This is a genomic window from Ruegeria sp. HKCCA5491, from assembly GCF_013034565.1.
GTDB lineage: Bacteria > Pseudomonadota > Alphaproteobacteria > Rhodobacterales > Rhodobacteraceae > Ruegeria.
In genome coordinates this window covers 214,401-226,257 of sequence record NZ_WQGG01000006.1, presented here as the reverse complement: position 1 = coordinate 226,257, position 11,857 = coordinate 214,401, and the positions used below count along the sequence as shown (strand labels likewise).

Genomic DNA, 11,857 nt, shown 5'->3' with positions numbered 1-11,857 from the left:
AAACCCTCTCTTATCAAATCGACCTAAAATGTCCCATTGGCGCTGACGTCAGACATACCATACAAAAGTAAAGCCCCCTGCAGTAGACACCAAGCCAAGTTTGTGAGCCACTCAGCCGTTGCTTTAGCCTTCGAATTCGCGTCTTTCAAAATATTCCCCCCCGCAGCGTCGCGCGCCTGATCTAGCGTCGGTAACCAACCGAGTGAGACCTGCATGCGACTATGAACAGGTTTTTTTCGAGCCGATTAGTTGTGCCAGTTTTGTGCCAATTGCTCGTGGAATCGCGTGAAATTTGTGCCAATTTGGGTGAAAATCGTACAATGCAATTTATAACGTGCAGTATGAGCGGCGCGATGAGATGCTAAAATATCGTTTATTATCAAGGGTTATGGCGGAGACGAAGGGATTCGAACCCTCGAAACCATTCCTGGTTTACTCCCTTAGCAGGGGAGCGCCTTCGACCACTCGGCCACGTCTCCGCTGGCGGGTATATCCTTGCCTGCGCACCAGATACAAGGCGATTTTCCTGCGCTTCGCCAATTTTCTAAAAACCGACACTCATTTGATATTCCAAGCTGGGTCACATGCGAAAGAACGGCAGAGCAGCCCCTGCTCGATATGCACCCAAGCCAATGAAAAACATGCAGAAAGTCAGGATACTTGCCAAAAGCACGATGTTTAAGGCATATTTGGTCAGACATATTTTAAGCCATATCAATAAAAAGACTGATTTTTCAGAGGTTCAAACCGGGCAGTGAGCACATCGCTCACGACATATTCTATTTGGGGGAATAGACGCTTGGCCTGGTTCAGAGTTATTTTTGTTATTCTTTGTGTGTCTCTTATGCCTGTTCAGGCGATTGCCAACATCGGGACGGTTATCGGAGTTAAACAAGGCGCCAAGATCACACGCGCCGGAAATTCGCAGCCATTGGAATCGGGAATGGAAGTCGTCTCGGGCGACGCGATATCCACTGATGGCAATGGACTGGTCCAGTTGGTTTTTGTCGATGAGACAAAGATCGCGATTGGCCCGAATGCCAGTATGGTTCTGGACGTGACGATGTTGCGCGGCAACCGCAAAGCCAAGTCATTTGCGGTACAGGCACTCGGCGGCAGCTTTCGGTTTATCTCGGGCAAAAGCAAGAAACGAGCCTATTCGATCCGAACGCCGACCGCGACGATGGCAGTTCGCGGCACGACGTTTGACATGTGGGTCGTCCCCGGCAGCCAAAGCGCCATGCTGGTGCTGGAAGGAAATGTTCAAATGTGCAGCCTCAGCGGAAGCTGTCGCGCAACCGGACGGCAGTGCAGCCTGTTCGCCACGAGCGAAAGCGGAAGTGTCGGTCGCCCTGTGGATCAAGCACAGTATGAGTTGGCTTTGAGCAATGGATTTCCCTTCATTCAGTCTCAGGAAAACTTGCTCAGCCCGTTGCAGATCGACATTGGTGGTTGCGCGGGAGAGCTTGCGCCGGTCCCGGTCCTGAAGTCTGATGCTCAGTTTCAAACGCCTGGAAGACCGCGCAGGGCAGCATTCCGCGAAACGCCTCGCAATGCCCCCCCTGCCCCAGAGCCCCGGTCGCCAGAGCCACCTGCGCCGGAGCCACCTGCGTCAGAACCACCAGCACCAGAGCCACCCACGCGGGAACCGCCTGCGCCAGAACCACCTGCACCGGAACCTCCGGCACCTGAGCCAGAAACCAAGACAAACCGGTCCGGCCATGGGGATGGCAGCAATCCCGGAGGGCAAACCAGAAATTCACGCGGCTTTGGCAATCCCGGAAAGGGCAAAGGTCCGGGGCACGGAAAGGGCAAAGGTAAAGGCAATCAAGCAGCGCGTTAACAAGGGCATAGCCCGCTGACTTCGGAGGTTAACGTGACCGTGAAGCCCAAAGAAAGAACACCTCGCCGGCGTGGTTTTCGACTGGTGGGTCTGGGTCTGATCCTGATCGGATGTTTCATCAGGGTCATGGATCCTTATCCCGTGCGGATGACGCGGCTGGTTTACTTTGACATTCTACAACGCGCCATGCCCAGAGAGTACAACCCTGATCTGCCTGTTCGGGTTCTGGACATTGACGAAAAGTCTCTGGCGAATTGGGGCCAGTGGCCTTGGCCCAGAACCTTATTGGCCCAGATGGTAGAAAACCTGGGCGAATATGGTGCCGCAGCCATTGCGTTCGATATGCTCTTTGCCGAACCAGACAGGTATTCTCCGGTTCGGTTGCTGAATGATCCAGCGCTCGCTGGCGTGGTGACGGTCGAAGATCACGCGCAAAAGATGGACTATGACGTGCTGTTCGGAATGGAGGTCGCCAATTGGCCCGTGGTCATGGGAACGGCTGCTCGATTGTCTGACGAAGGCAATCAGGTCAGCCCGACGGCAGGGATTATTGAAATTGGGGAAAATCCGACCGCTGGCTTGATCTCGGTTCCTTATTGGACCCCGATCGCCGCCCCTCTTGATCGCAGCACCGCCGGGATCGGCGGCGTCAACGTCTCACCTCTGGGCGGAACGGGAATTGTACGACGGGTTCCAGTTCTGTGGGGCGGCCCGAGCGGCCCCATGCCCGGCCTGGGGATCGAAGCCCTAAGGGTTGCCATCGGCGCGCCTTTTATCCTTGCCGAAGGTGCATCCGACGAAGAAGGCATCATGCTTGCTGTCGAACTGGGGGATTTTCGCTTGCCAACAACCGAAAACGGCGAGGTTTGGATCAGGTACAGACATGACCAGACAGAGCTGTACCTCTCTGCCGACGATGTGATGCAAACCCCGGATGACCCGGATTTGAGGGCTGAAATCGAGGGTCGGATAATTTTAATCGGGACATCTGCGGCCGGCTTGTTCGACATGCACCTGACGTCATTGGGGGAATCCGTTCCCGGCGTGTCGATCCACGCCCAGATGCTGGAACAGATCATTACGGGCGAGATGCTCAGCCGGTCTGACGTGACCGCCGCACTCGAGCTTTTGTCCTTTGTCCTGCTTGGCCTGATTGTGATCGCGGTCATGTCCAGCTTTGGCGCGGTCGCCTCATTCGTCGCCGGCGGTGCGGCGGCGGGTGTTGTTCTGGGCACCAGTTGGCTGGCCTTTCAGAACCAGCTTGTCCTGTTCGATGTGACATTTCCCTTGATGGGCGGAATGGCGAATTTTGGGATGCTTGCCGGCTATTTGTTCGTTTCGACCGAGCGGGAGAAAAGGGAAATCCGGCAGGTCTTTTCCCACTACGTCGCCCCCGAGATTCTGGACGAGATGGAAGTATCCGGTCACAGTCTGCAGCTGGGCGGTGAAACGCAGGAAATTACCGTCATGTTTTCGGACATCCGGGGATTCACGCCATTGTCGGAATCTGTGTCAGCCACCGATCTTGTCGCGTTGTTGAACGAGCTGTTCTCGCAAGTGGGCGATCAGATTCTGAAGGAACGAGGGACAATCGACAAATTCATCGGTGACGCGGTGATGGCGTTCTGGAATGCGCCCCTGCCCGTTGAAGATCATCCTTGCAGGGCAGCGTATGCCGCCTTGTTGATGCGCAAAGCACTGACAGAATTCAATGCATCGGACGTTATGCGAGGCAGACCTCCGATTGCCTTGGCAACGGGCTGCGCCACGGGGCAGGCCTGTGTGGGTAATATCGGGTCGCGCAGCCGGTTCAACTACACCGTCATTGGGGATGTTGTTAACGTCGCGGCGCGGATCGAACAAAGTTGTCGCCATGTCGAATACGATATCTTGGTCTCAAGCTCGGTGCACCGCCTTGCCCGGCAGGATCTGGCGATGCTTGAGGCCGGGTTTGTCGATCTCAAGGGTAAATCCGATCTCGAAGCCGTGTACGCATTGGTTGGCGACAAAACAGTGCTCGACAGTCCGAAATTTAGAAAACTGTCAACGGCACACGGTGATCTGGTGGCTGCCATGCGGGACCGCCAATCCCACGTGCAGATCGAAAAGATGTGCCAGCGTTGTGCCATGATGGCTAAGGAAATCGAACCCGGCCTTCAACGCTTTTATCTCTCACTGCCCGGGCGGGCTGCGGATTTTCGGTCGGACGTCCAATCAAGCCAAGTGGTGTTCAGCCATCATGGTCGGGAAAGGCAGCCATCCGCATAGCGTTCATTCGGTCGCCCGTTCGGTACACTTGCATGTTCCCAGAATTAGTTCTGCTCAAACTGAACCAAGGTGTTTTCAATAAGAAACTGCGCTGCGGGCTCCAGTTGTTCTGTCGACAAGATCGAACGAAGCTCCGAGTTCAATATGTCCGTTTCCCAAGACTTCGCTGCAAGGGCAATCCACACGGCAAGCGGTGAATTCTGCTGCAACTCGCGTTTGAAAATGTCCAATATCTGCGTCTGAAACTCTGACCGGGCTGTACCGGCATCGGTCAATGCTCGGACCAAATCGCGTTTCATGTCCTGGGACAGGCTCTGCTGTTTCAGGGATGCCTCAATCGCCGTAATCGCGGCAGCACCATCAACCTCAATTCCCGCAAGCGCCCAGTCATAAAGATTCGTGTCGCCAGAGGCCAACGCCTGCTGATAGCGTGTTCTGACGGCGGCTTTGGCCGCCGGGTCTGACTGAAGGCCCAATAGCCGGATCACAGCAGGCGCGTAGGCCAGCCGGTTCACGGACCGCAATTCCTGCAGCAACGCGGCGGAAGATCCCTGATCGCGCAATTGCCGGACCATTGCATAGGGCGCACGGTGAAACTCGATCAAAGCCGCGTTTCGCAGCAACGCATCCTCATGCCCAAGATACGAGCCAAAAAAGGCGACGCGCGATGGGTCGTCGGTCTTTCCAAAAGCCCAGGACGCGCCTTGATGGCGTATCGCCTCCACGAAATTCGCACGCTCTGGCGTCATCAAGAAGCCTTTGATCCATCCCATAGACAGGCTACGTCCAGCCTTGTCCGGATATCCTGCACCGTAAATAATCAACACGCGTCTGCCGGGATCGGTGCGAAACGCGGATCGGGTCACGCTGTCGACCAGAAAGGGAATTTCCGGCAATGCGGAAAGCTGTTTTGCCGTGCCCTTCAGAATTGACACGGGTGAATAACTGAACGGGTTGTCCAAAGCCGGTGCAGCCAGAACGATAACGCGGGCGGACAATATACGATCTGCCAACGAGTATTCCGGCAGCGTTATGCAAACCGGGCATGCGGCCGACGGGCGCGGCCCGGCCAGGCTGCCTGCCAGAAATACCAAAGCCACCACTGTGACCAGCACTGAGCGCACCAAAAACCCTTTCGTTCTAAAGGCATTTGGGGGCAAGCGTACCTGAACGCCGCAAATTTTGCGAATGAACTCAGGTCATCAGAGGGTATTTCCCGACCCTAGACCGTCACATAAGGTCATTTTCAACGTCTTCAGCCGAGATACCCAACGAATCCAAACCATTCTCAAGATGGTCTGATAGGTGCGGCGTTCCGATCAGGTAATCCGCGCAGGGTGTTGATGCCTCGGCCTTGGCGGTTGCGATGGCCTCGGCCAGATCTTCGGCGAAAAAGCTTTCGCGCCCGATCCACATGACGGCGACCAGTTCGGCCTGTTCATCCTCGCTCATCCGGTCGATGAAAGCGCGCAATTCGCCCTCGGCCCGGTCCAGTTCGCGCCCCATCATGGCGACCTGAGCGACTTTTCTTGCCGAGATTTCCAACATGGCCCAACTCCTTCGTGTTCCCGGTTTCCAACCTACCAAAAACACGCTGCCGGGGCCTGAGTCTTTGATCTTACGCAAACAACCCGGGCTTATGGCTCGCGGACCCGCGAGACTGCATGATCCGGGACAGGGGCAGAGCGAAACGGACGAAACCTGGCCTTTTTCAACTTCAGTTTCAGCGCCTGCCACAGGATCAGGGCAAAAGCGCGCCGCGCGCCGAACGGTCTACGTATCAACGACCAAAGGATCGTCCGGTCCGTCAGCGCAGAACGCGGGCCGGTAAGCGTTGCAATCAACCCACCATTCTTTCGCCCGTAATCTATCCACACGCCGACCCTGTCCGCGCGGTAGTCAAATCGGAAGGTATAAGCACCTTCGATCTTCTGGAACGGTGACACATGCATCAGCTTGTCTGCCACGATCCGGTCCGAGGGCTGAATTGGCGCAAAATTTTGGTTGTGACACAGATAGCTGTGGCGCGTGCCATAGGTATTGGTCACTTCGGCCACAACAGCATAAAGCACGTCTTCCGCGTCGAAACAGAACCAGAAACTAACGGGGTTGAACACGTGACCGAAAACGCGCGGCTGGGTCAATAACATGATCCTGTTCGGCTGCGTGACACCGAGGTCATGGAATTGCTCACGCAGCCACGCGGCGCCGCGCCCTTTGCCGGGTTCTCCGCCGTGATCGCGATCCCGCCAGTTCGTCACATTTACCCCGTTGACGGTGAACAACGCGGGTGTGGGCCCGGTGTTTTCCGGGTCCAGCAGGATGTAGTCGACAGAATAGCGAAAAGCGTTTTCAATCGACCCTTTGCGGCCGTGAAACGTATGCCCTGCAATGTGATCGACCCGGTTCATGCGGCCTTTTCCATTCTGACTGTAAACCGTTCAAACGGCGGTCTTTTCCTCAAACCTTATACAGATATTCTACGAAACGAACGCCCATATGGATTATTATTTGCTGCAGAAACTGATCCATCTTGGGCAGGCCCGCGTAATGTGGTTATGTTTACCGAGATCGATACCGCGAGCTTGGATGAACCGGTGGCCGACGGGCCCCTAGCAAAAACCTGGCACGCGAAAGAACGTGTCAGGGGCAGGCCGGTGAACGAAGCAAACGGCAGTTGCAATACCAAGACCGAGTGGGTTGAACACGTCACCCGCATTCGGGATGCGCAGGATCAGGCGGCATTTGCCGAGCTGTTCCAATACTTTGCGCCACGTATCAAGGCGTTCCTGATTAAATCGGGGTCTGATGCGGCGATGGCCGAGGAATGCGCGCAAGAGGTGATGGCGACCTTGTGGCACAAGGCGCATCTGTTCGACCCCTCGCGCGCGACAGTGGCCACTTGGGTCTTCACGATCGCACGGAACAAACGCATTGACGTCTTGCGCAAGCAGCGGCGACCGGAACCCGAAGATCTGGGTTGGGGTCCCGAGGCTGAACCGGAACAACATGACGTCATTGCGTTGCAACAGGAAACCGCGCAATTGCGCGACGCATTGTCAGCGTTGCCACAGGCGCAGAGAGAACTGATCGAAAAGGCGTATTTCGGTGACCTGAGTCACCGCGAGATTGCGTCTCAGACCGGGTTGCCCCTGGGAACGATCAAATCACGTATACGGCTGGCGCTGGACCGCTTGCGCCACGCGATGAACTGAGATGATGACGATGAGCAACAAGATCAAACATCACCTGACAGATGACCTGCTGATGGCGTATGCTGCGGGCGGTTTTCCAGAAGCATTCGACCTGATGGTGGCAACGCACCTGTCCCTGTGTGACCATTGCCGTGCGCGCGCCGAGAGCTTTGAGGCCGTCGGCGGGTGCGTCCTGCAAGATCAGGACGAAAGCGTTGCGCTGAGCGACGGTTCACTTGCCGCAACCATGGCGCTGATCGCCAATGGCGCGCCGATTGCCAAGCCTGATCAACCCGGCTGTTCCGTGCTTCCCGCGCCACTACAGGATTATGTGGGCGGCGACGTGAATGACATCCAGTGGCGCGCGATTGGGATGGGCGTCAAACAAGCGATCCTGCCCACAACGCGCGAAGCCACAGCCCGGTTGCTGTTTATTCCTGCAGGGGCTGCCGTACCGGACCACAGCCACAACGGCATGGAACTGACAATGGTCCTGCAAGGGGCATTCTCGGACGAAGTCGATCACTTTGCGCGCGGCGATGTCGAGATTGCGGATGAAGACCTGCACCACACGCCAACGGCGGATATCTATGAGGATTGCATTTGCCTGGCGGTCACCGATGCACCACTGAAATTCAACAAACTGATGCCGCGCCTGTTCCAGCCCTTTCTACGCATCTGATCTGCGTCGCCGTTTTGTGTTATACAGAGACTTCGACCCTGCAATCGGAGGATGTATTCATGAAAGCACTTGCCCTGACACTTGCCTGTATCGGTTTCGCCACATCTGCCAGCGCTCAGAGCGTTGCCGACGTAAAGTTCGAGACAGGCAACTATGGCACGATGGTCAACGGAACCGTTACGGGCAAAGAATATTTTGACTACCGACTGGGTGCGAAGGCCGGGCAGGAACTGTTCGCAGAGCTTCAGGTCAGCGACACCAACGGGTATGGCGTAATTTATTTTAACATCCTGCCTCCGGGCAGTGACGGTGCCGCGATCTATAACGGGTCCATCAACGGAAATACCGCACGGGTTGAACTGCCTGAGGACGGAGATTACACGATCCGCGTCTACCTCATGGGCAATGACCGAGACTCCGATAAGACGGTTGGGTACAATCTGGACCTTTCGATCCAGTAGCGTTTAAGCTTCACTTTTACCAAGCGGCACCACGTTGGCGTGATCCTCTGGCGCGAGTTCCTCGAAATCAAAATTGTCCAGACGTTGTGCGCGACGCCCGGCTTTTTCGGCACTGATCTTGATGTCCGAGATATCCTTGGCCGCCTGTCCAAAGTGACGGTCCAGATTGGCCACGCGATCGCCCAGTCGTTCGACATCTTTGTGCAGCATTCCTAGTTCCTTGCGGATCGCACCAGCCTGTTCGCGCATTCGGGCGTCTTTCAGGATCGCGCGCATGGTGTTCAGCGTCGCCATGCAGGTGGTAGGGGACACGATCCAGACGCGCGCGGCAAACCCATCGCGGACCACATCGGGAAGACGTGCGTGCAACTCGGCATAGATCGCCTCGGACGGAACGAACATCAGCGCGCCATCGGCGGTTTCACCATCCAGAATGTACTTTTCTGAAATCGCCTTGATGTGGACCTTCACAGCGGCACCAAATGCCTTCAGGCACATTTCGACGTCGGATTTGGTTTGAGCCGCCGCCAGTGCCTCGAAATCCTCCAACGGAAATTTTGCGTCAATGACAATGGGTCCGGGCGGGTTGGGCAGATGGATAAGGCAATCCGCCCGCTTGCCATTCGACAACGTGGCCTGCAACGAATAGCTGTCAGCAGGCAGCGCCTTCGAGACGATGTCGTTTAGCTGAATCTCACCGAACATCCCGCGTCGTTGTTTGTTCGACAGAATGTCCTGCAACGACAGCACATCGCCCGACAGCTTGGTGATATTGTCCTGCGCCTTATCGATCGCCGCCAACCGTTCCTGCAATTGCGTCAGAGAGGTCGCGGTCTGTTTCGACGATCCATGCAGTGATTCCTTCATCCTCTCCTGCATCTCGGCCAGCGCGCGGGCGGATTTCATCGCGTTATCCGCCAGCCGGTCATTCATCTGCTGCTGCACCGAAGAAAGCCGCGCCTCAACCGTCTGGATCACCTGCACCTGCGCATTGGCCTGCGTGTCCGAGACATGTTGGAGTCCACCGCGCAACTGCTCCTGCCCTTGACCCAACTGCTGCACATTCTGCCCCAGATGCGCCATCTGCCGCGCCAACGGTTCTGCCATCCGCGCCGAGCGATTGGCGGCACGCAAAGACAAGAACAACAACAGCAGGATCAGCGCCACCACCCCGCCCCCGATCAGGATCACGGGGTCGTTCAACGCAACTTCTGTGCCAGCAATCTCGATCATGTCGCCTCGGATGTTCTTGTTTTATTCTTCATATCGCACGCGCGCGGTGGGTTCAACTGCGTCCGAACAAACGTTCGATATCAGCCAGTTTCAGCTCCACATAGGTTGGCCGCCCGTGGTTGCACTGTCCGGAATGGGGCGTCGCCTCCATCTCGCGCAGCAGGGCATTCATCTCTTCGGCCCGCATCCGGCGACCCGACCGGACCGAGCCATGGCAAGCGACGCGGCTGAGGATCGCCTCTATCCGCGCCTGTACGGTTTGGCTTTCGCCCTGATCGGCCAGTTCGTCAAGGATATCCAAAATCATCGCCCGGGCGTCGACCTCACCCAATATGGCCGGCGTTTCGCGCACCGCGATGGCACCGCCGCCAAAGGGTTCCAGCGTCAGGCCAAGGCGTGACAGGTCATCGGCCACGGCCATTAGACGGGCGCAGTCGCCATCGGACAGTTCTACAATCTCAGGGATCAGCAGCGCCTGCGCAGCCACCCCATTTTCCGCCATCTGATGTTTGAGCTTTTCATAAACCAACCGCTCGTGCGCTGCGTGCTGGTCGACGATCACCATGCCGTCTGCATTCTGGGCGATGATATAGTTCTCATGCACCTGACCGCGCGCCGCACCCAAGGGCAAATCCTGCGCTGGGGGCTCTTCTGTGGCCACGGGCGCAGGTTCCACAACACTGCCGCTGTAGTCCTGTGACAGCTCCGCAAAACCCGGCGCTTGGGCCTGATACGCCACCTGTCGCGCGGCGGACGAGGGGCGGTCCATCTGATACACCCGCGCCGGGGTGGGTTGCGGGGGCAGCGCGGGTTCCGGCCGCATCGCACCCAGAGTCGCATTCGCCACGGTCGAGGATGCGCGATGTCCCGCCTCGGCCAGCGTGTGCCGCAGGGCCGAAACGATCAGCCCGCGCGCCACGCCGGGATCGCGGAACCGGACCTCGGATTTCGCGGGATGCACGTTCACATCAACCAGCGCCGGGTCACAGTCGATGAACAAAGCCGCTGCCGGGTGGCGGTCGCGGCTAAGGAAATCGAAATACGCCGCCCGCAGCGCGCCGGTCAGCATCTTGTCGCGCACCGGGCGGCCATTGACGAACAGGTACTGCGCCACCGCCGCGCCCCGCGAATAGGTCGGCAGAGCGGCATACCCATAAAGGCGAATCCCTTCACGCGTGGCGTCGATCTGCAAGGCGTTCTCAGCAAATTCGCGCCCTATGACCCAGGCCAGACGAGCGTGCAGGGCATCAAACAGATCACCGTTCTCGCGGTCAGCGCGAAAGGTCACGCGCCCCTCACCCCCGCCCGAGACATCGCGCAGGGTGAAAGTAATCGCCGGTTCGGCCATGGCCAGACGTTTGACGACGTCCGTGATGGCCTGCGCCTCGGCCCTATCGGTGCGCATGAATTTCAGACGTGCGGGCGTGGCAAAGAACAGGTCGCGCAGTTCAACCACCGTCCCCGCACGCAGAGCGGCGGGCTTCACGGCGTCTGTCTTGCCGCCCGCAACGTGGATAGAAGCGGCCTCGGCCCCCGAAACGCGGCTGGTGATTGTCAGCCGTCCTACCGCGCCCAGTGACGGCAGCGCCTCGCCCCGAAACCCGAAAGTATGAATGTTCAGCAGGTCCGATCCGTCGATTTTGGACGTCGCATGACGAGACAGAGCCAGCGGCAGATCCTTGCCGGAAATCCCACACCCGTCATCGGTGACTCGGATTAAAGTCTTTCCTCCATCAGCAATATCAATGGCAATGCGCGTCGATCCCGCGTCGATTGCATTTTCAGCCAGTTCTTTCACGGCAGAGGCTGGCCGCTCGACCACCTCACCCGCCGCGATGCGATTGATCGCAGCATCGTCGAGCTGTCGAATTACGGGTCGAGTTTCGCTGATATTGGGGTTTGCCTGCGCCATACCCCTAGACCTAGCACAGTCACAGACGATTCTGCCACAGGTTTGAGGACCGGATTTTAGGGGGGCGAGGGGGCGTTCGAACAATCGCGCCGTGTCACAGAGAGGCGGCGAACATCGCCGCGATTGTCCGAACGAACCATTGTGAGTGGTGGACGTCCTTTAGCAATGATTGTTTCGTAGCACGATGAAACGCATGTGACTCTTAAACTCTGGTCGGGGTCATTTGGTGGGCGGAGATCAGCCGAAAGACCGCATCCTCACATA

The 11,857-nt window shown here is 57.4% G+C and carries 10 protein-coding genes and 1 tRNA gene; 5 read left to right on the top strand and 6 right to left on the bottom strand.

Translation table 11 applies throughout. The annotated features are described in order from the left end of the window. Positions 1–389: 389 nt before the first annotated feature. Positions 390–479 (bottom strand) — tRNA-Ser (locus GOV88_RS10465). Positions 480–799: 320 nt separating this feature from the next. Between GOV88_RS10465 and GOV88_RS10460 the strand changes: the two genes are divergently transcribed. Further along, complete coding sequence (locus tag GOV88_RS10460; protein ID WP_254449210.1) at positions 800–1,843, top strand: FecR domain-containing protein; 1,044 nt, start codon at positions 800–802, stop codon at positions 1,841–1,843. Positions 1,844–1,876: 33 nt separating this feature from the next. Continuing rightward, on the top strand, positions 1,877–4,111 hold the full coding sequence (locus tag GOV88_RS10455; protein ID WP_371808230.1) for a CHASE2 domain-containing protein: 2,235 nt from the start codon (positions 1,877–1,879) through the stop codon (positions 4,109–4,111). A 44-nt stretch (positions 4,112–4,155) separates the two neighbouring features. Here GOV88_RS10455 and GOV88_RS10450 read toward each other — a convergent pair whose 3' ends face one another. From GOV88_RS10450 to GOV88_RS10440, 3 genes are all read right to left on the bottom strand, one after another. Further along, positions 4,156–5,235 carry a hypothetical protein gene (locus GOV88_RS10450; RefSeq protein WP_171240379.1) on the bottom strand — a complete coding sequence of 360 codons (1,080 nt, stop codon included), beginning with the start codon at positions 5,233–5,235 and terminating at the stop codon, positions 4,156–4,158. 106 nt (positions 5,236–5,341) lie between these two features. Next, on the bottom strand, positions 5,342–5,659 hold the full coding sequence (locus GOV88_RS10445) for a DUF3775 domain-containing protein (protein WP_171122860.1): 318 nt from the start codon (positions 5,657–5,659) through the stop codon (positions 5,342–5,344). An 89-nt stretch (positions 5,660–5,748) separates the two neighbouring features. Continuing rightward, entirely contained in the window at positions 5,749–6,522 is a 774-nt protein-coding gene (locus GOV88_RS10440) for a DUF1365 domain-containing protein (protein WP_171124251.1), read from the bottom strand. Between the two features lie 147 nt (positions 6,523–6,669). Here GOV88_RS10440 and GOV88_RS10435 point away from each other — a divergent pair, with 147 nt between their 5' ends. Genes GOV88_RS10435 through GOV88_RS10425 form a run of 3 tightly spaced genes read left to right on the top strand, consistent with a single transcriptional unit; the run spans position 6,670 to position 8,448 of the window. Beyond that, complete coding sequence (locus GOV88_RS10435; protein ID WP_171124670.1) at positions 6,670–7,326, top strand: sigma-70 family RNA polymerase sigma factor; 657 nt, start codon at positions 6,670–6,672, stop codon at positions 7,324–7,326. A gap of 10 nt (positions 7,327–7,336) precedes the next feature. Next, on the top strand, positions 7,337–7,987 hold the full coding sequence (locus GOV88_RS10430) for a ChrR family anti-sigma-E factor (protein WP_171240378.1): 651 nt from the start codon (positions 7,337–7,339) through the stop codon (positions 7,985–7,987). A 59-nt stretch (positions 7,988–8,046) separates the two neighbouring features. Beyond that, complete coding sequence (locus GOV88_RS10425; protein WP_171240377.1) at positions 8,047–8,448, top strand: hypothetical protein; 402 nt, start codon at positions 8,047–8,049, stop codon at positions 8,446–8,448. 3 nt (positions 8,449–8,451) lie between these two features. Here GOV88_RS10425 and GOV88_RS10420 read toward each other — a convergent pair whose 3' ends face one another. Both GOV88_RS10420 and mutL read right to left on the bottom strand, forming a co-directional pair. Beyond that, positions 8,452–9,681 carry a DNA recombination protein RmuC gene (locus GOV88_RS10420; RefSeq protein WP_171122871.1) on the bottom strand — a complete coding sequence of 410 codons (1,230 nt, stop codon included), beginning with the start codon at positions 9,679–9,681 and terminating at the stop codon, positions 8,452–8,454. A gap of 52 nt (positions 9,682–9,733) precedes the next feature. After that, positions 9,734–11,593: a DNA mismatch repair endonuclease MutL gene (mutL, locus tag GOV88_RS10415; protein ID WP_171240376.1), complete on the bottom strand. Its 1,860-nt coding sequence runs from the start codon at positions 11,591–11,593 to the stop codon at positions 9,734–9,736. Between the last annotated feature and the right edge of the window lie 264 nt (positions 11,594–11,857).